The 23,007-nt window shown below is 38.8% G+C and carries 18 protein-coding genes; all 18 read left to right on the forward strand.

The genetic code is table 11. The features are described 5' to 3' along the window. Positions 1-91: 91 nt before the first annotated feature. The 18 genes from ribF (at position 92) to KHS79_RS00165 (ending at position 22,992) form a co-directional block, all read left to right on the forward strand. Positions 92-1,027 (forward strand): bifunctional riboflavin kinase/FAD synthetase, encoded by a 936-nt coding sequence (gene ribF, locus KHS79_RS00080; protein WP_325167627.1) that lies wholly within the window; start codon positions 92-94, stop codon positions 1,025-1,027. A 45-nt stretch (positions 1,028-1,072) separates the two neighbouring features. After that, on the forward strand, positions 1,073-3,895 hold the full coding sequence (ileS, locus tag KHS79_RS00085) for an isoleucine--tRNA ligase (protein ID WP_212715597.1): 2,823 nt from the start codon (positions 1,073-1,075) through the stop codon (positions 3,893-3,895). A 114-nt stretch (positions 3,896-4,009) separates the two neighbouring features. After that, positions 4,010-4,519, forward strand: a complete 510-nt coding sequence (gene lspA, locus KHS79_RS00090) for a signal peptidase II (RefSeq protein ID WP_051310872.1) — start codon at positions 4,010-4,012, stop codon at positions 4,517-4,519. A 16-nt stretch (positions 4,520-4,535) separates the two neighbouring features. Next, a complete protein-coding gene (gene fkpB, locus KHS79_RS00095) occupies positions 4,536-5,039 on the forward strand; it encodes an FKBP-type peptidyl-prolyl cis-trans isomerase (RefSeq protein WP_051310874.1) in 504 nt (167 codons plus the stop codon). 2 nt (positions 5,040-5,041) lie between these two features. Then, on the forward strand, positions 5,042-6,004 hold the full coding sequence (gene ispH / locus KHS79_RS00100; RefSeq protein WP_212715599.1) for a 4-hydroxy-3-methylbut-2-enyl diphosphate reductase: 963 nt from the start codon (positions 5,042-5,044) through the stop codon (positions 6,002-6,004). Beyond that, positions 6,004-6,147, forward strand: coding sequence for a hypothetical protein (locus KHS79_RS00105; protein WP_212715601.1), 144 nt, complete (start codon positions 6,004-6,006; stop codon positions 6,145-6,147). Before ispH ends, KHS79_RS00105 begins: the two co-directional genes overlap by 1 nt. Positions 6,148-6,708: 561 nt before the next feature. Then, a complete protein-coding gene (locus KHS79_RS00110) occupies positions 6,709-7,212 on the forward strand; it encodes a GspH/FimT family pseudopilin (protein WP_051310875.1) in 504 nt (167 codons plus the stop codon). Between the two features lie 50 nt (positions 7,213-7,262). Further along, positions 7,263-7,886, forward strand: a complete 624-nt coding sequence (gene pilV, locus KHS79_RS00115) for a type IV pilus modification protein PilV (RefSeq protein WP_084611095.1) — start codon at positions 7,263-7,265, stop codon at positions 7,884-7,886. Position 7,887: 1 nt separating this feature from the next. After that, the gene (locus KHS79_RS00120; protein ID WP_212715603.1) at positions 7,888-8,667 is read left to right on the forward strand and encodes a PilW family protein; all 780 of its coding nucleotides are present in this window, start codon (positions 7,888-7,890) and stop codon (positions 8,665-8,667) included. Positions 8,668-8,680: 13 nt separating this feature from the next. Next, positions 8,681-9,151, forward strand: coding sequence for a PilX N-terminal domain-containing pilus assembly protein (locus KHS79_RS00125; RefSeq protein ID WP_212715605.1), 471 nt, complete (start codon positions 8,681-8,683; stop codon positions 9,149-9,151). 21 nt (positions 9,152-9,172) lie between these two features. Beyond that, on the forward strand, positions 9,173-12,310 hold the full coding sequence (locus KHS79_RS00130) for a VWA domain-containing protein (protein WP_212715607.1): 3,138 nt from the start codon (positions 9,173-9,175) through the stop codon (positions 12,308-12,310). A 68-nt stretch (positions 12,311-12,378) separates the two neighbouring features. Continuing rightward, positions 12,379-13,503, forward strand: a complete 1,125-nt coding sequence (mnmH, locus tag KHS79_RS00135; protein ID WP_212715609.1) for a tRNA 2-selenouridine(34) synthase MnmH — start codon at positions 12,379-12,381, stop codon at positions 13,501-13,503. After that, positions 13,500-15,695: a selenide, water dikinase SelD gene (gene selD / locus KHS79_RS00140; RefSeq protein WP_212715611.1), complete on the forward strand. Its 2,196-nt coding sequence runs from the start codon at positions 13,500-13,502 to the stop codon at positions 15,693-15,695. The genes mnmH and selD overlap by 4 nt, the downstream gene beginning before the upstream one ends. A gap of 469 nt (positions 15,696-16,164) precedes the next feature. Continuing rightward, positions 16,165-16,596 (forward strand): pilus assembly FimT family protein, encoded by a 432-nt coding sequence (locus tag KHS79_RS26205; RefSeq protein ID WP_212715613.1) that lies wholly within the window; start codon positions 16,165-16,167, stop codon positions 16,594-16,596. A gap of 12 nt (positions 16,597-16,608) precedes the next feature. Next, positions 16,609-17,001 (forward strand): type IV pilus modification protein PilV, encoded by a 393-nt coding sequence (gene pilV / locus KHS79_RS00150; RefSeq protein ID WP_212715615.1) that lies wholly within the window; start codon positions 16,609-16,611, stop codon positions 16,999-17,001. A 17-nt stretch (positions 17,002-17,018) separates the two neighbouring features. Then, entirely contained in the window at positions 17,019-17,810 is a 792-nt protein-coding gene (locus tag KHS79_RS00155) for a PilW family protein (RefSeq protein ID WP_212715625.1), read from the forward strand. Further along, a complete protein-coding gene (locus KHS79_RS00160) occupies positions 17,807-18,376 on the forward strand; it encodes a hypothetical protein (protein WP_212715627.1) in 570 nt (189 codons plus the stop codon). The genes KHS79_RS00155 and KHS79_RS00160 overlap by 4 nt, the downstream gene beginning before the upstream one ends. Positions 18,377-18,390: 14 nt before the next feature. Then, complete coding sequence (locus tag KHS79_RS00165; RefSeq protein WP_212715629.1) at positions 18,391-22,992, forward strand: VWA domain-containing protein; 4,602 nt, start codon at positions 18,391-18,393, stop codon at positions 22,990-22,992. Positions 22,993-23,007: the final 15 nt, after the last annotated feature.

Here is a 23,007-nt window from a genome sequence, read left to right on the forward strand (position 1 = left end):
GCTTGCATTGATAGTTCCAATGGTTGTGCTTTTGAATTCCAGGTGTTCAGCACTAGGACCCTGCTATATAATGGCTGGCCCTGGAGTGTAAGTGAGTAAAACAATGGAACTCATCCGTGGTTTACATAACCTCAAACAACAGTATGGCAGTGTTGTCACCATTGGTAACTTTGATGGTGTGCATCGAGGGCATCAGGCTATTCTAAATCAATTGAAAGATCAGGCTGAGCAGCTTGGACTTCCATCTGTTGTCGTATTGTTTGAGCCACAGCCTAGAGAGTTTTTTGATGGTCAAAATGCTCCCGCTCGACTGACCTCCTTAACCGAAAAGCTTGACCTCCTTAAGCGATACGATGTCGATAAAGTGCTTTGCCTGCATTTTAATCGTCAACTCCGAGCCTTCACTGCAGATGAGTTTATCCAGCGTATTTTATTGAGCGGGCTGGCGATGAAGCACCTTGTAGTGGGTGATGATTTCCGTTTTGGCTGTGATCGGAGAGGTAACTTCCAGCTCCTGAAAGAGTATGGTGAACAGCATGGTGTTAGCGTAGCAAGCAACTGTAGTGTGCTGTTTCAGGGCAAACGGATTAGTAGTACCTGGGTTAGGCAAGCTTTGCAGGAAGCGGACTTTGAGCTTGCAGCACAGCTTTTAGGGCGACCCTATGCCATTCAAGGCCGCGTTATTCGAGGGCAACAGTTAGGGCGGACGCTTGGTGTGCCTACTGCCAATATTGCGTTAAAGCGTTGCCAGTTACCACTTCAGGGCGTGTATGCGGTAAAAGTTCATGGGTATAGCAGGCACCCCTTAAACGGTGTCGCGAATATCGGTTGGCGACCAACCGTTGTCAGTAAACAGCCCATGCTGGAAACACATTTATTGGATTTTTCTGGTGACTTGTATCGTAAGCGGCTTGCGGTAGAATTTGTCAGCAAACTGAGAGATGAACAAAAGTTCTCGTCTATCAATGCCTTACGCGAGGCAATCGAAAAGGACATTGTGATGGCTCAACAATTGTTCCACCGATGATCATCAATAGGTAAAAGCAAACTTGAGTACTTGGTATAAACAATCATGACTGACTATAAATCGACGCTGAACCTACCTAAAACGAGCTTCCCTATGAAGGCGAACCTGGCGCAACGCGAGCCTCAAATGCTCAAGCGCTGGTACCAAACAGGGTTGTATCAAAAAATTCGTGAGGTCAGCAAAGGTCGAGACAAATTTATTTTGCATGATGGCCCACCGTACGCCAACGGTGATATTCACATTGGTCACTCAGTCAACAAGATACTTAAAGATATTATTATCAAGTCAAAAATCCTATCTGGTTATGACGCACCTTATATACCTGGTTGGGACTGCCATGGCTTACCTATTGAGCACAAGGTAGAAGGTAAAGTCGGTCGTGCCGGTACTAAGATAGACCACAAGGCATTTCGCCAAAAGTGTCGTGAATATGCCATGAAACAGGTGGAAGGGCAGCGTAAGGACTTCAAGCGCTTAGGTGTTTTGGGCGATTGGGATAATCCTTACTTAACAATGGATTACACGTTTGAGGCGAATATTATTCGTGCTCTGGGGCGTGTTGCTAAAAATGGTCACCTACATAAAGGTGAAAAGCCTGTTTACTGGAGTGTAGTGGGTGGTTCGGCATTGGCTGAGGCAGAGGTTGAATATCAGGATAAAACTTCGTTTTCAATCGATGTGCGCTTTGCGCCAGAGGATATTGAAGCATTTTTGTCTGCCTTTGACCTCAAGCAAGCACCAGTAGGCAAGGTGTCAACGGTAATCTGGACAACAACCCCTTGGACATTACCTTCTAACCAAGGTATTTCACTTCATCCGGACTTAACCTATGCCTTGGTTCAAGCCGACTTTGGTCTGGGGCAGGAAGTGATCATGCTGGCTGAGCCAATGGTTGAGTCGGTGATGGCACGTTATGACGTCAGTGATTATCAAGTCATTGGTACTGCTGAAGGCGGCAAACTGGATAAGTTGCGGGTTAAGCATCCTTTCTACGATCGAGTTTCTATGCTGATGATGGCTGATCATGTCACTACGGATAGTGGTACAGGTGCTGTTCATACTGCGCCAGATCATGGTCCTGATGACTTCGTAGTGGGACAGCGCTATGGTTTAGGCACACTTAAACTGGTGGATGATCATGGTGTATTCAGCGAAAAGGCTGGGCAGTTTGCAGGTGAGCACGTTTATAAAGTAGATGAAAAAATTGTTGCTGAACTTGAAGTGCGTGGCGCATTGCTGCGTCAAAGTAAGCTGCAGCATAGTTACCCTCACTGCTGGCGAACTAAAACGCCATTGATTTATCGTACGACACCTCAGTGGTTCGTCAGTATGCATAAGAATGGCTTGTTAGATAAAGCTAAAGCTGCAGTAAGACAGGTGAAGTGGACCCCAGCCTGGGGACAAAATCGCATGGAAGTCATGCTGGAAAGTAGTCCCGACTGGTGTATTTCTCGACAACGGACCTGGGGCGTGCCTATCACTTTATTTGTACATAAAGAAACACAGGAATTGCACCCAAATACTGAAGCGCTCATTGAGCAAGTTGCTCTGAAAGTTGAGCAGCAAGGAATGGATGCTTGGTTTGACTTGGATCCTAAGGAACTTCTGGGCGCTGAGGCAGAGCAATATACCAAAGTGACGGATACGTTGGATGTCTGGTTCGACTCTGGCGTTACTCATGCGGCTGTGTTAGAGCATAGAGATGAGCTTCGCTTTCCAGCGGACCTTTATTTAGAAGGCTCAGATCAACATCGTGGCTGGTTTCAATCATCACTGAAGACGGCTATCGCTACTCGTAATGAGCCACCTTATCGTGCAGTGCTGACCCATGGTTTTACGGTTGATGCGCATGGTCGTAAGATGTCAAAGTCGCTGGGCAATGTGGTCGCGCCTCAACAAGTGATGAATACGTTAGGTGCAGATATTCTCCGTCTATGGGTAGCTGCGACGGATTATAGTGGCGAAATGACGGTTTCTGATGAAATCTTAAAGCGTACCGCCGATGCTTATCGTCGTATTCGAAATACAGCACGTTTCTTATTGGCTAACCTGAATGGCTTTGATCCTGCTAAAGATTTACTGCCAGTTGATGAGTTGTTAGCCCTGGACCGTTGGGCTGTTGATCGTGCTTGGCAGTTACAGGAAGAAGTCAAAGCGGCCTATGATAACTATCAGTTCATTGCGGTTTACCAGGCGATTCACCATTTTTGCAGCCTAGACTTAGGTAGCTTTTATCTGGATGTTATCAAAGATCGTCAATACACCACGCAAGCGGATAGTTTGCCTCGGCGTAGTTGCCAGTCCGCGATGTACCATATTGCTGAAGCCTTTGTGCGTTGGGTTGCACCAATCCTGAGTTTCACTGCAGAGGAGATTTGGGAAGCCTTACCCGGTGAGCATACTGAGTCAGTATTGTTTTCAACCTGGTATCAGGGGCTACAACCTCTGCCAGATAGCAGCGAAATGGGTGCTGGCTATTGGCGTACGATTCAAGACGTTAAGCAGGTTGTTAACAAAGCACTGGAAAATGCACGTGTCGAAGGCTTAATAGGTGGAAGCTTAGCTGCTGAAGTTGAGCTTTACTGCTCACCTGGTCTAAAGGCTGAATTGGGCAAGCTTGGAGATGAGCTACGCTTTGCGCTAATTACTTCATCAGCCACACTGCTAGACATTGATAGTGCTCCCGCAGATGCAGTTGCCACTGAGTTTGATGGCTTATCTGTTGTTGTTAAATCTTCAGCACACAATAAGTGTGTGCGCTGCTGGCATCAGCGAGAAGATGTGGGCCATCATCATGAACACCTTGAGCTTTGTGGTCGATGTGTAGACAATGTCACAGGCAGAGGTGAACATAGACAGTACTGTTGATCTCAGCATTGAGACGTGGTTTTTTGTATAAGTTGTTTACGCATAAAATGGGGCTTTCTCCTAAAGGAGAGCCCCTTTTTTACTTAAGTACGATGACTTAGGACTAGACGAATAATGGAGCAAGCATTGAATCCAGAAAAAGCAGAACAGGTAGAAAAAGGTATGCTGCACTGGTTGTGGCTATCTGTCTTGGTCATCATTTTGGACCAAGCATCAAAAGTATTTGTACAGAGTCAGCTGGAAATGCATGAGTTTGTCCCAGTGTTACCTGTATTTGGGTTTACCTTAGCCTATAACACAGGTGCAGCCTTTAGCTTTTTGAGTGAAGCTTCTGGCTGGCAGCGTTGGTTTTTTAGTCTAATTGCTGTGGGGGTTAGTGCAATTCTGGTTTTTTGGCTTAAGCAGTTACCTAAAAATGATCGTTGGCAAGCGGTTGCTTTCGCGCTTTTGTTAGGCGGTGCGCTTGGGAATTTATATGATCGTTTGGTGTTAGGGCATGTAGTTGACTTTTTGCTTGTGCATTGGGAAAACCATATGTTTCCTGCGTTTAATATTGCAGATAGTGCTATTACTATTGGCGCATTTATGTTGATTATTGACTTATTTCGTAAGCCCTCACGCTAAGAAAGGAAAAGTGTAGATGACAACATCTGGTCGTGAAATAAATGAAGAGGTCTCGGCTATCAGTGGTGTGGTAAACCGAATCGGTAGCCATAGCGTTGTTGAGCTGCACTTTGCCCTTAAGCTAGAAGATGGCTCAGTAGTGGATTCCACATTCGAAAAGCAACCTGCCAAATTTACAATGGGAGATGGTAACTTACTACCAGGGTTTGAGCAGGCATTATTAGGTTTGCCTGAAGGGGTTCGACAAGAGCTGCTCATAAAGCCTGAGCAAGGTTTTGGTATGCCTAACCCTAATAATGTGCAAAAAATAAAGAAAGAACAGTTTGCACAAGATATGGAATTAACTGAAGGGTTGATGGTGTCATTTGCAGATGCCAATAAAGCTGAATTACCTGGCGTAATTAAGACATTTGATGAGCAATGGGTGTGGGTTGACTTTAATCACCCGTTAGCAGGTAAAACCCTTACTTTTGATGTGCAGATCATTGCTGTGCACCCAGCAGACAAAGTGAGTGACTAGTCATGACTTTTTCAGTGAAATTAGCCAATCCTCGCGGCTTTTGTGCAGGTGTTGATCGTGCTATAGCTATCGTTAACAGAGCCTTAGAGTTGTTTGAGCCACCAATCTATGTACGTCATGAAGTTGTACACAATAAGTTTGTGGTAGATGATTTACGTAACCGGGGAGCAGTTTTTGTTGATGAACTGGATGAAGTTCCTGATAGCATGATTGTTATTTTCAGTGCACACGGTGTATCCAAAGCTGTTCAGCAACAAGCAAAAGATAGAGGTTTAAAAGTTTTTGATGCTACTTGTCCATTAGTCACAAAAGTCCATATGGAAGTAGCTCGTTATAGTCGGGATGGTTTTGAGTGTGTATTGATAGGACACAATGGGCATCCTGAAGTTGAAGGGACAATGGGCCAGTTTGATCACAGTTTTGGTGGCCGTATTTACTTAGTTGAAAACGAAAAAGACGTTGAAAAGTTACAGATTGATAATCCAGGAAAGCTAGCTTATGTAACCCAAACAACGCTTTCGATGGATGATACTGCTAAGGTTATTGATGCATTACGAGACCGGTTCCCATCAATTAAAGGTCCTCGTAAAGATGATATTTGCTATGCCACCCAAAATCGCCAAGATGCAGTAAAAAGCCTTGCTAGTGATTGCGACTTAGTTTTGGTAGTAGGTTCACCTAATAGCTCTAATTCTAATCGGCTACGAGAACTTGCAGAACGAATGGGAGCTCAGGCCTACCTTATTGATACCGCAGATGAAATTAGTGAGCACTGGATGAAGGGTAAGTCATCAGTGGGTATTACTGCGGGGGCATCAGCCCCTGAAATACTGGTAAAAAATGTTATTGAGCGACTGCAAGCTCTTGGCGCAAAAGAAGCCCCCAATGAATTAAAAGGCAGAGAGGAAAATGTAGTTTTTTCAATGCCTAGAGAACTTAGAGTAAAAACGATAGAAAATACCTAATGACTTTTGCTGCAGAAGACCATCCTTGGTCTCTGCAGCATATGGTTTTCTCAACACTTCCTTCACAACCTCACTCAAGTACAGCAAACCCACTTTTTGCAATTACCCAATTACAAGGCAAAGGCAGGGATAACCTGCGTTAAACTGTTTGCTGCCAAGGTACGGTAACCAAGTCTACAAGGAAGAATTTACCGCGTATTAAATGTGAGTTATACATACTATAAATAAAAGTGATTAATCGTTAGATGGCCTCGCCAAAAGCCATTCGCACAGGCAAAAAAAGTATAAGAAAACATTTTATTTATTGTGGAAGAAGATCTATCGGATTTAGATTGTTGCTCTGTTTCTCAAAAATAAGATTTGTACTAAATAAAAAATAGCTTCCTTTTAAGTTTATGAAACTGGTTTTCCGTTAGTGTTAAAAAAAATGCCGCTTATCTTCAGATAAGATTTTATAAAGAGGAACCTTTTGGTATTTATTTTGTGCCTTTTATCTATGATTTTTTATTAACTTTATGATTTGTAAAGATAATGTGATTATTTCTTTTTGATATAAATTATTAATTGCTTAGATTCTGCTTTTATTTATTGTTAGTTCAGTCCTGAAAATTGATTGATTATCGATCGATAGCCTTTCTATAACATATTTTCTGCTTCAATCTATACTGTGTGAATAATGATGTTCTGCAAAGAAGTAAGAATATATGTTCAAAAAAAATAATGGATTTACCTTAATTGAGTTGCTAGTTACTGTCACTGTACTAGGTATCATCCTTGCTATTGCTGTTCCTTCTTTTGATGCAATGATTAGGAATTACAGACTGCAAAGTGCGACGAGTCAGCTAGTCGACAGCATTAATTTAGCCAGAAATACTGCGCTTAGTAGCAATCAAGTAATAACAATTGAGGCTTCAGGAACTGGAACCGATCAAAGCTGGAATAATGGTTGGGTAATAAGTAGAGGCACAGAGGAAGTTCGTGTTTTCGAAGAGGTTGCGGGTGCTACGGTAAATGCAACCACAACTACGACATCAACTTCAGGTACATCTGGAACACCTTCAACCACTACAACAAATATTACTGAAATAGCATTTGCAGGAAATGGTAGATTAAGTGCACCGAATACTGGTGCTGCATTTACAGTGACTGTTGGTACAGAAAACCGTACTGTAAATGTGAATTTATCAGGGCAAACGCGAGTACGTTAAATAGTTAATTTGGGCTGATAAAAGTTACCAAGTGTTATTGGATTATTAACATGAAAATAAACGTTAGAGGAATTTCGCTAATAGAAGTGTTAATCACTATTTTAGTGATTGGCATTGGTTTGCTCGGGTTGGCAGGATTGCAGTCTGTATCCATGAAAAATACTTATCAAGCTTCTCAACGTTCACAGGCGATGTGGTTGGCGCAAGAAATAGCAGAAAGAATGCGTGCAAATCCAGCAGGGAAAGAGGCTGGATTTTATAGTACTACGGGCACTACAAATAAGTTTGGTGCTAGAACACCTAATAACTCCACAAAGTGTGGAACAAAACCAACCAAAATGTGTAGCGCATACTCTAACAATGGAGCTGGTTTTGCTACGACAGCTGCTGCAACAGATTGTTCTGCTGAAGAAATGGCAAGCTACGATGCGTGGGAACTAATGTGTGGTCAATCTTATACTGAGAAAACAGTGAATTCTTCTGTCATTGATACGTTACCCGAGTTAACAGCGACAATTACATGTGCTGATGCAGATACTGGGGATACTCTTCCTTGTTCGGCTGGTTCTGATATTAATATTAATCTTCGTTGGTTTTCTACTCAGCGTCTTGGAACCGATGCTGATGCACCTGTGCAAGATGATAATAATGTTAATTTAAAAGTGAGACTCTAATATGTTTGCGAATAAACAGAAAGGATTATCGCTAATCGAGTTAATGATCGCTTTAGTATTAGGTCTTTTATTAGTGGCAGGAGTCATTCAGATATTTTTAGGTACCTCCCAAACCTATCGCTTAACGGGTGATATTGCACGTGTACAAGAAAATGCCAGATTCGCATTAGATATTTTGGCGAGAGATATTCGCATGGCAGGTTACAGTGACCCGGATAAAGGTGAAATTTTACCTTTTTTTGCAGTAGATTCAGCGGATTGTCCTGAAAGTGACGATAATAACTGCTCAACGAATGCAGATGATGTAAATAACTCAGATCGTCTAGCAGTAGTGTTTGATCCAATCAATAACGCAGATTGTATAGGAAATGGTGTTGATGCCGATGATGTAATTATTAACCTCTATTATATTGATGAAGAAGATGGAATTGCGAGCCTATATTGTCGAGGTTGGAATAGAACAGATAGTGCATGGGTCAGTACACCTCAGCCACTTGTGGATGGCATTGAAAGAATGCAAGTTCTTTATGGTGTAACTAATACAGCAGGCAATGCTATTCAGCAATATGTTAATAGAAATGATGTCACTGATTGGACCAAAGTAAGAGCGGTGCGTATCGGTTTGTTAGTCAGCACGGGCGCTATACGAGGATCAATAGAATCGAAAAGTAGAAGCTATACAGTATTAGACAGTGGGAAAATTGATATTAATGATAATATTCCTCGTTACATTTATACAACAACGGTGGTGATTAATAACTCTTCATCAGACTTTCTTTAGGAGTAATAAAGTGATGGAAAAACAAAAAGGCTCGGCATTAATTGTTAGTCTGATTATATTAATTATTTTAACAGTTATTGGGTTTTCTGCTTCACGAACAACAGTTTTAGAAGAGAGAATGGCATCAAACTCACAAAACAAACTTAAGGTTTATCAGCTTGGTATCTCTGAGCTTAATGCTCAATTTGTAGGAATGCGCTCTGATCCTAGTGAGTTAGTAAAAGCGATTAAGAGTAAAGGTAACCCGCAGGCTCAAACAGCAAAAGTTGAGGATAAAGTAACAGTGGGTGCTACAGATAAAAAAGTTTCTAATGTTGATACAGAATTAACTTATATATCTGATGCAAGTATTCCTGATGGTGAGGATTTACCTGAAACAAGAGCCTATCGTTATCACCTTGATACAGAAGTTGAAGTAATTAATGCAAATGTGCAAACCGACCAAACACTGGGTTTTCAGTACGAAATTAGAACTGGTGGATAGTAGTCATAAAGGATTTTAACTATGAAGAAGTTATTATGTACCCCTTTACTGTTTTTATCGTTATCTGTGATAGCTGATGATACGGAAATTTTTACGTATACTGCTGAAACACCAGATGATGAAAGTAAGTCAAATGTGCTATTTATGCTGGATAATTCTGGAAGTATGAGAGGTAGTAGGTTAACTCAACTTAAAACGGCTACTACAAACATTATCAATAAGCAAAAAAATGGTAGTGTAAATGTTGGGTTAATGATTTTTAATCATAGTAGTGGTGGTAAAATTTATAAGCCTGTAAAAGAGCTAACAGCTAGTTACAAAACTGAGCTAGTGAATGCAGTTAATGCATTGAACGCTACTACTTGGACACCATTATCAGAAACGTTATACGAAGCATATTTATATTATAATGGAAAAAAACCTGAGTTTGGTGGAAGTTATACGGGTGTTTCTGGCGTACTAAATAGTAGTGGTAACTATGTCAGCCCAATTAAACATAAAGGTGTTTGTGGAGTATCCAACAGCATTATACTATTCACTGATGGTGCTCCAACCCAGGATAATGAAGCAAATGATGAGATTGAGAAGCTTATAAAACCTATTCCTGATTCAGATTACCCAGCTAAAAAGACAGGTCTTAATAAATTAGCCAAAAAGTGCAGCAAGGGATCGTGTCTTGATGAGTTAGGTTGGTACCTTGGTCGTCAAGACAATAGCTCATCTGTTGATGGTGTCCAAAAGATTCCTGTGCATACTATAGCTGCATTTGGTATAACAGAAACTTCTAATGAAGGAAGATTATTAAAAAGTACAGCAGAGTACTCTGAAGGAACATTTGCCTTAGCGAGTTCTACATCTGAAATTGAAGCAGCTTTTAGCTCAGCGCTAGTATCTATTAAAGAAGAAACTTCCACATTTGTAACACCCTCAGTATCTTTAGACTACTTTAATCCTCTGCAGCACAATAATGAGCAATATTATGTTATGTTTAAAGCTAGTAAAAATGCTGACTGGGGAGGTAATTTAAAAAAATACAAACTAGTAAATGGTATTTTAACAGATCAAACTTTTACTGGGGATGAGTCAAGTGTCACAGCAGCAAACTCCATTCTTGTAGATGGAAAAATAAAGGATACAGCACGTAGCTTTTGGACTAGTACAAGTGGTGATCCTGATGGAAATGATGTAACAAAAGGAGGGATGATTAGTGTACTGCCAGCTAGCCGAACACTATACACCAATGTCACTACTGCAGAAATAAATGTAAGTGCAAATAAAATAGTTGCCGATAACTCAAATTTGGTGAGTCAGTTTGGTCCAGGAATTGACACTATTGATCAAGTTAATGAAGTTGTTAACTGGTTAAATACAAGTAAAAAAATTGGTGATCCATTACATACTAACCCAACCGTGATTACTTATTTTACGGAAGAAACTACAACTGGCTCTACAACGATAAAAAACTATGACTCGACTGTTTTCTTTGGAACAAATCAAGGCTTTTTACATGCTGTTGATACGAAAACAGGTATCGAAAAATTTGCATTTATTCCAAGTAAGCACTTGAAAAATATTGTAGCTTATAAAAATGCAACGTCTGGAAAAGTGTATGGTTTAGATGGGCCAATTACCCCATGGGTTAATGATGGAAATGGAAATGGAAAAATTGTTAATACTATTAATGGAAATACTGCTGATACTGACTCTTCAACTTCTCCTGCAACCACTGACTTTGCTTATTTGTATGTGGGAGAAAGGCGTGGTGGAAGAAGCTACTATGCTTTAGATGTTACAAACCGTTCGGCACCAACATTAAAATGGACTATCAGTGGTGGTGGAACAACAGGGGATTTTTCTGAGCTTGGTCAAACTTGGTCAAAACCAAGCTTAGCAAAAGTTAAATTAAATGGAGTCGTCAAGGATGTTCTATTTTTTGCTGGGGGATATGACCCTGCGAACGATGTTGGAGATCCTGCTACTCATAAGCTAAATAATGTTGATTCAGCTGGGGCTTTGACATCAAAAAGCTCAATGGGAAGAGCTATTTATATGGTTGACGCTAAAACAGGAGATCGTTTATGGTGGGCGTCAAGTACAGCAACGGCTACAAATGGACTTCAACTGTCAGAAATGAAATATAGTATACCTGCTGATTTAACCGCTTTTGATATTGATGGTGATCAGCTTGCAGATCGGATTTTTGTTGTTGATATTGCAGGTCAGCTATGGCGCTTTGATCTTAATCATGAAAACTCGGGCGTGAGTGATTTTGCTACAGGTGGAATTATTGCTAAATTTTCAGGAGATGATTCTCCCAATTCACGGCATTTTTTCAATGCGCCTAGTGTTGCTTTAATGAGGGAAAGAGGGCAAAAGGAATATTTGGCAATAGCTGTTGGTTCTGGTGTTAGATCAAATCCTTTGAATGAAGTCATTCAAGATAAGTTTTTCTTAATAAAAGACTATAATGTGTATTCTCCTCCTCCTGCGAGCAGTTCTGGCAGCTCAACAAGTCCTGACTATTCATATGTTGGTTCTGAGGTTATTAAAGAAAGTAACTTATATGATGCCACAGCAAATAATGTAGCTGCATTAGTTTCTAGTTATGAAGGGCTATCTGATTCTGATAAAGCAGATTCCAGTAATACAACTGTTCAGAAGTATAATTCGTTAAGTAAGTATGGATGGTATATAAATGTTCATGATTTAAATGATACTGCTGATATTAAGGGCGAAAAAGTTCTGGCAAAAGCTTCAATAACTTCAGGGGTTATCTTTTTCACGACTTATCAGCCAAATGTAGTTGTTCCATCCAACCCATGTGAACCAACTACAGGTAAAGCTCGAATGTATGCGATAAGCATAAAAGATGCAGCAACGCCTGCTAGTTTGATTAGTGATCCCACCCAAAGGTCTAAAAGGCATATAGTACTTTCGACGACGGGTATTCCTGGACGTCCTGCAGTTCTTCAACAGCCTGGTGGTACAAGTGGTGGTTCATCAGGTGGTATTGTTAAGCGGGTTTGTGGTGGACCTGGTGAGTGTTTAACACCACCGAGTGAAAACCCTTTACAAAAGGTGTTTTGGCGTGAAAATCTGGAAGACGCTGGCACAAGTTCAAGTTCAAGTACTGGAGGTACTCCAACTACTACTCCATAATGAGTCAGTTGTAAGATACAAGACAATCTAAAACCTAACCAATACAATAGCCACTTCATTAGCATGGAGTGGCTATTTTGTTTTTACTGGATGAAGCACAGTGGCGAACACTGTTATTAAAAGATATTCCCCTACTTGATGTGCGTGCTCCAATTGAGTTTCGAAAAGGAAGCTTTCCCTTTTCAGTCAATCTTCCCTTGCTTGATAATGAGCAGCGAGAGAAAGTGGGAAAATGTTATAAGGAGCGTGGCCAGCAAGCTGCTATTGTTCTTGGTTATCAACTCGCAACGCCAGCCATTAAACAAACTAGAATAAACAGCTGGTTGCAATTTATTCAGCAAAACCCTCATGGAGCTTTGTATTGCGCACGGGGAGGATTACGCTCAACAATCACTCAACAGTGGCTAGCGGAGTCTGGTATTGATTATCCTCGAATTGTCGGTGGTTATAAAACACTTAGGAGCTGTTTATTAACGTACCTGGAAAGAGAAGACAATTATCCATCTTTTATTGTTCTCTCAGGTTTGAGCTGTGTGGGTAAAACATTATTTTTACGACAATTTTCTGCTCATCTGGATTTAGAGGGAATAGCAAAACACAGAGGCTCAGCCTTTGGTACTTTGAATGTAGAGCAACCATCACAGGCTAGCTTTGAAAATGCATTGGCAGTCAATCTGATGCAACTTAAAGAAAAGTATCGTTGTCCTATATTAGTAGAGGATGAAAGTCATTTAATAGGTCGTTGTGCGCTACCAAAAACCTTGCAACGTGTTATGTGGCAATCATCTTATATTGAGTTAACAGCATCGATTGAAGAGCGTATCGACAATGCATTTCAGGATTATATTGAAAATAGTCCTTACCCAATGGAGTTAGTTGTACAGCACTTAATGTCTGCTTTAACTAGAATAAAAAGTCGTTTGGGTGGAATGCGTTATTCACTGTTTAGCAAAATGGTTAAAGAGGGAGTAGCAAAGCTTCAGCGGGTGAATGATGGGTCTTTACTTCGTTGTGTCATAAAACTGATGCTTACGGAGTATTATGATCCTATGTATTATTACCATCAGCAAAAATATAAAAGAAAGCCTTTGTTTCAAGGGAGTGCTGGAGAAGTTAGGGATTGGCTGATGACTCATTTACAAAAGGAACCAAGGGCTTTGAATAGTTCAGGAAAGGAGCTGCATATAGTTTGAATACACCTCAAACAGTTTATGCAAAAGACATTGTATTAGTTGGTGGGGGGCACACTCATGTGCTATTTATCCGACGTTGGAAAATGAAACCTCTACCAGATACTCGTTTAACTTTAATATCACCTCAGGTTTACACGCCTTATTCAGGTATGCTGCCAGGCCTTATTGCTGAGCATTATACCTTTGAGCAAACACATATAGATTTGCGAAGGTTGTGCCAATGGGCTGGTGTACGCTTTATTCAAGACCATGTCGTTGATATAGACCCGAATACACAACACTTGTCTTTAGAGCGCTATCCTCAGCTCAATTACGATATCCTCTCATTAGATATTGGCTTAACACCCGATTTGAGCATTCCTGGGGCCGCTGAGTATGCAATACCCGTCAAGCCCATAGGTGATTTTTTTAGACAATGGAAGTCTTTAAAACAAACAGTAAAAGCTGGGCAACAATCACACTACACAATAGGTATTGTGGGTGGAGGCGCTGGAAGTATAGAGCTGGCTTTTGCAATTTCATATAGTTTAAAGTATGTAACTACTCACTTCACGATACATCTTTTTACCGCAAGTCCATATATTTTGCCAAACTATTTGCCTAAAACGAGACAACACGTTAAGCATAAGTTATTTCTGGAACAGGTCTGTATCCATGAAAATTTTAAAGTGCGTAATGTCTGTAGTAGTTCGATTTATGATCAGCATAATAATGAAGTAAAACTAGATAAGATTTTTTGGTGCACCCATGGCAAAGGGGTGAGTTGGTTAAAAAACACATCACTTGATTTATCCGAGCAAGGGTTTGTGCTGGTCAAAGACACATTACAAACGCTGAAGTTTGATAACATTTTTGCAGCAGGTGATGTTGCTCACTTAACACCTAAAGCAAACGCTAAAGCGGGGGTGTATGCAGTACGCATGGCTCCTGTACTCTTTCATAACATTTCTGCTCAATTAACTGGCAGAAGGTTAAAACAATTTAAGCCTCAACGGCACTTCTTAAGTCTGTTAGCTTGTGGAGATAAAAGCGCAATTGGCGAGCGAGTACCATTTTCTTTTTCTGGGACTTGGGTATGGCGATGGAAGGATTTCTTAGATCGCCAGTTTATGAAAAAATTTCAGCAGTTGTCTTTTAATGAAATGCCAAGCCTGATCAATCGGTATCTTCATGAAAACACAACTCCAGTGATGCGTTGTGATGGTTGTGGAGCAAAAATTAGTCAGGATATCCTAGCTGAAACACTACAAACAATAGGCGTAAATGATCAGGCTGAGGATGCTATAGTCATTCCCTGGAGGGAAGCAAACTATTTACTGCAAACGGTAGATCAGTTAAGAGCTTTTATTGATGATCCCTGGTTATTTGGACGGATAGCAGTAATACATGCTTTAAGTGATATTTATGCAATGGGTGGTAAGCCCCACAGTGTACAGGTAGCGATTACCTTACCTTATCAACAGCCGAGCAGTTTGAAACGAGAGTTGCTGTTATTGATGAATGGCATTCAATCTGAGTTAAACCAAGCTGAATGCGTGTTGGTTGGAGGGCATACAGCAGAAGGGACAGAATTAAGTGTAGCTGTCACCGTAAATGGACGACGAGGGCTGGGTAAATTATGGCAAAAAACAGGAGCCAAGCCAGGTGATGTATTAATCCTTACCAAACCCCTCGGTACCGGAGTGATACTTGCGGCTAACAAAGCTGCTCAAACCAAGGGTGACAGGGTTGAACACATGTTAGAAATGATGCTCCTCAGTAATCAAGCAGCTGTACCTATAGTTAAAAAATTTCAACCTCATGCTGTAACTGATATCACTGGCTTTGGGTTTCTAGGGCATTTGTTAGAAATGCTAAAACCTGAGCAACTCAGTGTTGAACTGGATATGGCACAGTTACCTGTCTTAGAGGGGGCTACAGACTTATTTCGTTATGGTTGGCAAAGTACACTTCAAACAGCAAATGAAAATAACCGACTTTATTTGTATGAAGTTAATCAATGGTTAAAAGAGGCTCATTATCCTTTGTTGTTTGACCCACAAACATCAGGGGGATTGTTAATTGCAGTGAGTAAGGATGTAGCGAATGAATGTCTCAATGCGTTACAAGTTGATTATCCGCAAGCAGCGATTGTAGGAAACATTCTTTCAAAGGATAAACAGACGACAACAACAGTTTATCTAAAAAAATAGACAGCTTATCTTTTAATAATTATTTTTAAGGCATACACTCTGGTAGATACAAATATATGTGTACTAAAACCAGACAAATTGTACGGATCGTGTTGTAATTTTATCTCTAGGTGCTCGCCTGAGATGCCAGGGTAATCGAATATTTTAAAAGCAAATTCTGAGCTTACCTTTATCCAAAGTCTACATAACGCCCTTCGAACACGCCGTGAATCCATCCTTGGAGGCTTGGTTGCCGCTTCCTTGCGGCAAACAGTTCGACGAGCATTACCCAGCCTTTGTTCTCTCCATTTCGACCAACAGAAATTAATCTTTATAGCGTTGTAGATTGATTAGTCCTGTTTATTTTTACAATTGAAGTGTCGTATCCCGTTTTATCAATACAAATCCCCCACCTGTCACGAGTTCGTCACACATAGCCAAAACCTGTTGTATAAAGCATCATCAGTTATTGTACTGCAGTGGTTAAATAATGAGCAAAATTAAAGGGTTTACGTTAATAGAGTTAATGGTGACAGTGGCCATACTCGGTATTTTGGCGGCTATTGGAATGCCATCAATGGTTGACATGATGCGTCGTGAAAAGGCTGCTGAGGGTACCAATAGAGTATTAAGTGCACTTAAAGAAATTAAAACAGAAGCAATGACAAGACGTAGAGAGTATACAATCATAATAAGAAACAAAGAATTAAATATTATTAATAATGGGGTTATAAAAAAAGTAACACTTCCAAGTGAGCTAACGTATCAAATGACACCAAGTAGAGGGGTGGGATTTGATAAAGATGGGTTTTTAACTCCATCAAGTCTAAAAGTGGTTCAAATTAACATCAATTCAACACATGCAGGTATTGCCACAAGGACAATTACAATTAATCGTTCTGGGCAAATTATTAAAAATTAATTAGGGATGATAATGAAAACGAAAATAAAAAATCAAACTGGTGTTAGCATGATTGAGGTTTTAGTTACCATTGTAATTACCAGTGTTGCATTATTGGGATTGGCCGCACTACTTACTAAATCAATGCAAAGTACTTTCGATGCGTCTCAGCGTACAACAGCAGTATGGGCGGCTAATGATTTTGTAGAGCGTTATCGAATGGAAATTGAAGCATATGCTAGCAGCTCTTCTCTTGTAAATAATGTGCAAAGTCAAATTTATATTGAGCATAGCTTGGACCAAAAATTAGCTGGCCAAAACCCCAAGCCAAAATATGATAAGGATGAAAATGCTATTGAAATTAGATGGAATTGTACGTCATGTAAAAATTCAGATGACCAGGCAATAAAACTGCTTTTAAATTAAGAGTAATGGAAGTAACTATGAATACTCAACGAGGGGTTACATTAATTGAGTTGATGATAGCATTAGCACTCAGTGTCATGCTATTAATGGGAATAACTAAAATATTTAGTTTAGGGAAGCAGACTTTAATGAGTGCAGAAAGCCAAATGCAGCATGAAGAGGCAGGCCGTCTTGGACTAAGCTATATTCGTCAGGCAATTCGGAATGCTCACTATGTTCCCTTTGATAATAATGCAGTACCTATTGAATTGTCCCAATTGCCTGGCTTTCCTCATGAAACTGCAGATTGTAGTGATAAAGGAATTGAGGGAGGATATTGTAATCAACAAAGTGCTGATGACAGTGACACGCTAACCGTAAGTTATATTTATGAAAACGAAAACCAATTTAGTTGCTCTCAAACTTTTGTCACTTCAATGCGAATAGCAGTTTCATTTTTTGTGGTGAATGATCAGCTAATGTGTCAAGCTTATTATTTTGATAAAAGTCGAAATCGATACATTAAAGAAGGTAATAGCGTTGATTTGGTTAAAAATATAATTGGGGTGAAGTTGTTTTATTATTATAAAAAAAGTGGAGTAGGTAAAACAGCTTTTAATCAGAGGGAAATAGATTGGAATAATGTTCGAGGTGTAAAAATTGCTGTAATAGTAACCTCTCCAGATAGGAAAGTAGGTGGAGCTCAGCAGACAGTTAATGTATTTGGTAATAATACAAACTTTAATATTCCTGTTAATTATCAGACTAAAGTTAATAAAGTATTTGCTACAACAGTGCAAGCAGTGAACTACGGAGTTAAGCAGCTATGATGATGAAAACTTCTTTAGCTAGACAAGAAGGTGCATTGCTAGTAGTTGCTTTAATAATTATGTTTTTGTTAAGTGCGGCGGGTATGTCTGCTTTTTATTTTTCACAAACATCTGAAAAAGCAACAGCATATAATTACTATAAAACAGTAACTGAGCAAAATACATTAACAGAAGTGTATGCCCAGCAGGACAGACTAGCAAATGATATAGTTACGATGCAAAGAGTTGAGAGCAAATTCCCAAGAAGTGATTGGGAGCCTAGACTTGATACAAGCCAACCAGATAAGCCATTTATTAAAATTAGTGGTGCAAAATTGGAGGGGGAATTATGTCAAGATTATGGTGGATACACTAACTGTTTTCAGAGCTACTTACGATATGAAAAAAAAGTACCAGCATTAAACCTCGGAAACCAAATAAATGTTGGTGAAGGCTCCACAGATTCATTTCATATGTTTAGTTTAAGAACTAGTGGATTCTTATCTTCCAGTACTAATCCTCAACAAGATGATATTTATGGTGAGGAAGAACAACAAGCAGGATTTGTAATAAAAAGATTGGATTAATGGTTTATAAAAAAATGAAAAAATATGCAACATTATTTGCAGTAAAGTTACTTGCATTGAGTATTTCAATTGCATCTTATGGCGATGACTTGGAGTTATACAAATCGACTGGTACAGCGGAAGATAAAAAGTCAAATATACTTTTTATCTTAGATAACTCAACAAGTATGAGTAATAGATTTTATGAGGGTGGGGCATATAAAACACGAATGAATTCGTTGAAAATGGCAACGAAAAGCATTTTTAATAGTCTACCTAATGATAGTATAAATATAGGTATTATGACTTTTGATACTGATCCATCTCAAGAAAAGAGGGGAGGAGATTGGAGATATAGATGGTATCATGATGGTGGAAAAATAAGGGCTGCAGTAAAAAACCTATCTACTACTCACAAAGATGACTTAATAAATGTTGTAAATAAAATAAAACCAGAAACAAATACACCTCTTTCAGAAAGCTTGTACGAAGCATATCTTTATTTCTACGGTAAACAACCTTTGTTTGCTGAAGGTTATACTTCTAGCTCTGGTATTATATCCGGTAATAAATATAAGTCACCAGTGATTGGGACAAGAGAAAAAAATTGTGAAGTAAAGGATAGTATAATATTATTTACTGACGGTGAGCCTACAGATGACACAGAGGCGAATTCCAAAATTGAGTCTCTAGTTGCTGGTCGAAACTTTAACTATATATCAGGAAATGATCCATTATTTAAAGAATGTAAAGCATTTTATGAAAATGAAATACCCGAAGAGAAAAGAAAGTTAATTTCAGTTTGGGAGGATAATGGTTGGGGAAATAAGTTTTATCGAAATAACTGCTTAGATGAGTTGAGTTGGTATTTAGGTAATACTGATGTTGATCCTACTATGGATGGTAAGCAAGTAATAAAAGTTCACACTATAGGTGGATTTGGTATGGATGAAAACTCATCTGAAGTAAAGTTGCTTAAAAGTACAGCAGCTTACTCAGGTGGAAAGTATGCCTCTGCAAATAATACTGCAGAAATTGTTACTGCAATTAAAAGAGCAATAAGTGATACAACTATTGACACTTCAACAGTATCCTCTCCATCAATTACAGTAAACCAGTTTTCCAAAGCAAGTCATGAAAACTATACGTTCTATGCAATGTTTAAGCCTTCATCTTCTGGAAAATGGGAAGGGAATATAAAAAAATATCAACTTGCTGCAAGATTTGTCAAAGATGATGGTACGTTAGCGAGTAATGAAGAGTTGAATTCTGTAAAAAATGCAAAAGATATATTTGATGTTAAGTTATTTCTTGAAGATAAAAACAATGACAATATTTTAGATGAAGCAGGTAAGGTGAGAAAAGAAACTCAAGATTTATGGAATAAAACTGATGTTAATGATGGTGGGAAAGTTGACTCTGGTGGTGTGAGATCCGCTATGGTTGCTCAGGACTGGAGTTTTTACACATTTGATGAAAATGCAGACAATAATCTTTTCACAAATATCGATATTGATAATATTGAATGCAATAAGTTTAATCTTGCTGATGGAGAGGGCTGTAATAAAATAAAAAACTTTTTAGTTGGAAAAAATGAACGTGGTGAGATATTAAATTGGCTTGGCGATATTATACATAGCACACCTACAGTAATAACATATCAGATTTCTTATAGTGGCCAGCCTGTATTTAAAGATGCTGGTACGGATGGAAATGCATATCTATTTGCAGGAAGTAATGACGGTTATATTCATGCATTTGATGCCAATAATGGTAGGCAAAAGTTTTCTTTCATACCAGAGGAGTTTTATAGAAATATTCGTGGTTATGTGGAAAATAATGAAGATGAGAAGCTATATGGATTTGATGGACCGATAACAGCTGACTATGATTATGAGCTGACCTGTAAACAAAAAGGTACCAATAATGACTGTGATTCGAACACAGATCATAATAGTAGAGAGTATATTAAAAAAATTAAGTATGCTAATTTAATTGTTGGTATGAGACGTGGTGGAACTGCTTATTATTCTCTAAATGTTAAAAATATTGATGCACCTCGCGTTAATTGGGTAATTCGTGGTAGTGCGCTTGGGGCAAAAGAACGTTATGGAAGAGCAATTGAAAAGAGAAATAAAGGCGTTGAAAGTATAGTCGCTAATAATTATGTTTTCAAGGGAACGAATACAGCTGTAAATAGTATATTGACATATCATCGAGGTTTTTCAGAGTTAGCACAAACATGGTCAAAGCCAATTATCGGAAAAGTAAAGCTTAGTGCTGCTGCAAAGCCAATTAAAGCGTTAATCTTTTCAGGAGGGTATGATCCAGTAAATGATAATAAAGATTATACATCTCCAACAAACTTTACAGCAGAAAGCAAGGGTAATGCGATATTCATCGTCAATGCAGAAACAGGTGAGCTTATTAAAAAGGTTACGGGTAAAGCTGATGAAGAACAAAGCGTTCACCTACCTGATATGAAATATAGTATTCCTGGTGGTGTTGCAGTCGCAGATAAAAATGGTGATGGTGTTATTGATGAGCTTTTTGCAGCAGATGTTCGAGGAAATATATTTCGTATAAATATTCCTAATGGAAATGTGGCAGAAATTAAAGCTAGCACAATTGCTAGTTTAGGTGCTCCAAATAGACATACACGCTTTTTTACTTCACCTCGAATAGCTTTGGTTAAAAATCCTCAGAGCATTCTGCAATATGCTATTGCTATTGGATCAGGGAATAGGGCTAATCCAAGAGATAGCTCAATGCAAAATGGCATTTTTGTTATATTTCAAGACATAGACTTTGCTAAAGCTACAAGTAAAGTTCTGGGTTATGAAAATTTACTGGATATTGCGAAAGTTGGTAAAAATACTGATTTAACTGATGAGCAAAAGGCTGCTAAAGCTGAAGCTAAGAAGTCTGAAAACGCTATGTCAGACGCAAAAAGTAAAATTAAAGAAATTAAAAATCTAAAAGCCGCTTTTAAGCGAGATTTGCTTGCATGGTTTGGTGTTAAAGAACAGTTTCTCGCAATTGAAGTTAATAAATATCGTAAGTTGGTTGATGAACACAAGAAGATCAAGAATGATAGTGAGCAGTTATCTAGGAAAGAAATAGCTGATCTTGAGAGTAGTGAGAAGTTTATAGATCAAGAAATAATTAAATTGAAAAAAGAAATTGCAACAGAAACAGATGCTGAAATAATAAAACAAAAAGAGCAGAGTGTTAAAAATAATGAAAGCAAAAAGGACAAGATATCAGCTAGTTTAAAGGAGAAAAAAGCTGAGTTTAAGAGTGAGATGTCTAAACATGATGACAATATTAAAATACAGCAAGTTATGCTCAATCTTTATAAAAAGAAGCGGAATAAACTTGTTAAGCTTAAAGAAAATATATCATCGTTAGCAACTATAGATAAATCATCTATAGTTGGATCAAATATGGAAGCTATTAACTCATTAACAGATGTTGAGCTAAGTGGTTCATCACTTGCTGAGTTAACAGCACAGTTAGGTAGTGTGGTAGAAAATCTTAAGGGTAAAAAGTCGTATGCAAATATTGATGATGCAGTTGCTAGCTTAGCTGACACCTTTAAGAAGGATGAGTTGTATTTAATTTTTCCAGATGATTCAGTAGATGAACTGATTGGAAAACTTAGTGTATCAGTTGATGGTGAAATTAAAAAAGAGAGTTTAAATAAATACTTAAAAGAAAATGATAAAGTTAAATCAAATTTAAATAACTTGTTGGATGCTAGTGTAGATGTTGAGATTCGTAATGCTTTTTGGAGTCAATTTTGGGGCGCCAATAGTAAGCTGAATACAGATGTTACTTCAATAGACTTCGCTGAATTCTCCAAAGCTTTAATGGACGATACTTACTATAGTGAGTTTGATTCTAGTAAACTAACTTCAGGCTCGTTGATTGACCGAGTTGATGAAGCTTATTCACAAATTTTAAATAAGTATAAAAATGAGTATGTAGATGCAGAAAATAAGTTTAAAGATATTTACAGTAGTAGTGGTTTGAAAATAGACTTAAAAGATTCGAAAGAAATTGAGAAAGCTATTTTCGCAGCTGGCGGTTGGAAAAAGATGTTTGAACCTGGGTGGAAGTCTTTGTCACCAGTGACGATAAGAGACCATAAAATCCGCTTTACTGGGTTTAAACCAAATGGAGCTTTGGCTATGATTAACTCATGTGATCCAGACCTTGGTCAGTCCTGGGAATACAGTTATGGACTAAAAACTGCTATAGAAGAATCAAAAATAAGACTTGGTGTTGGATTCTATGAAAGTCCCCAGTTGTTTAGAACTTATTATATTGCTGGTAATAGTGGAGATAGTAAAGATAAATATCTAAGAGAAACAGCTGATGGTAAGCTAAGTTCTACTACAGGAACCATAGTAAAAAAACCATTAGACTGCTTATTCGGAGCGGCAGGTGCTGTAGAGGAATGTAAGGATATTGATGTTAGTATGGAAATGGTCTATTGGAAAAACTGGTTAGAAACTAATGAAAGCTATTCTAGAGTATTTGAGGATGGTGATGACAGTGCAGCTAGTCCTGATGATAGTGGTGCAGATGTTGGCAGTGCTAGTGGCAAAGCGGCTGACCCTTCTGGTAGCTAATCATGGAAAGTATGC

Source organism: Zooshikella ganghwensis, from assembly GCF_018263875.1.
In the GTDB taxonomy this organism is placed as follows: domain Bacteria; phylum Pseudomonadota; class Gammaproteobacteria; order Pseudomonadales; family Zooshikellaceae; genus Zooshikella; species Zooshikella ganghwensis.

Bases quoted from the DNA above. Each gene is read 5' to 3' on its own strand.
- ileS (WP_212715597.1), top strand. From the start codon at position 1,073: ATGACTGACTATAAATCGACGCTGAACCTACCTAAAACGAGCTTCCCT.
- lspA (WP_051310872.1), top strand. From the start codon at position 4,010: ATGGAGCAAGCATTGAATCCAGAAAAAGCAGAACAGGTAGAAAAAGGT.
- fkpB (WP_051310874.1), top strand. From the start codon at position 4,536: ATGACAACATCTGGTCGTGAAATAAATGAAGAGGTCTCGGCTATCAGT.
- ispH (WP_212715599.1), top strand. From the start codon at position 5,042: ATGACTTTTTCAGTGAAATTAGCCAATCCTCGCGGCTTTTGTGCAGGT.
- KHS79_RS00105 (WP_212715601.1), top strand. From the start codon at position 6,004: ATGACTTTTGCTGCAGAAGACCATCCTTGGTCTCTGCAGCATATGGTT.
- KHS79_RS00110 (WP_051310875.1), top strand. From the start codon at position 6,709: ATGTTCAAAAAAAATAATGGATTTACCTTAATTGAGTTGCTAGTTACT.
- pilV (WP_084611095.1), top strand. From the start codon at position 7,263: ATGAAAATAAACGTTAGAGGAATTTCGCTAATAGAAGTGTTAATCACT.
- KHS79_RS00120 (WP_212715603.1), top strand. From the start codon at position 7,888: ATGTTTGCGAATAAACAGAAAGGATTATCGCTAATCGAGTTAATGATC.
- KHS79_RS00125 (WP_212715605.1), top strand. From the start codon at position 8,681: ATGGAAAAACAAAAAGGCTCGGCATTAATTGTTAGTCTGATTATATTA.
- KHS79_RS00130 (WP_212715607.1), top strand. From the start codon at position 9,173: ATGAAGAAGTTATTATGTACCCCTTTACTGTTTTTATCGTTATCTGTG.
- KHS79_RS26205 (WP_212715613.1), top strand. From the start codon at position 16,165: ATGAGCAAAATTAAAGGGTTTACGTTAATAGAGTTAATGGTGACAGTG.
- pilV (WP_212715615.1), top strand. From the start codon at position 16,609: ATGAAAACGAAAATAAAAAATCAAACTGGTGTTAGCATGATTGAGGTT.
- KHS79_RS00155 (WP_212715625.1), top strand. From the start codon at position 17,019: ATGAATACTCAACGAGGGGTTACATTAATTGAGTTGATGATAGCATTA.
- KHS79_RS00160 (WP_212715627.1), top strand. From the start codon at position 17,807: ATGATGATGAAAACTTCTTTAGCTAGACAAGAAGGTGCATTGCTAGTA.
- KHS79_RS00165 (WP_212715629.1), top strand. From the start codon at position 18,391: ATGAAAAAATATGCAACATTATTTGCAGTAAAGTTACTTGCATTGAGT.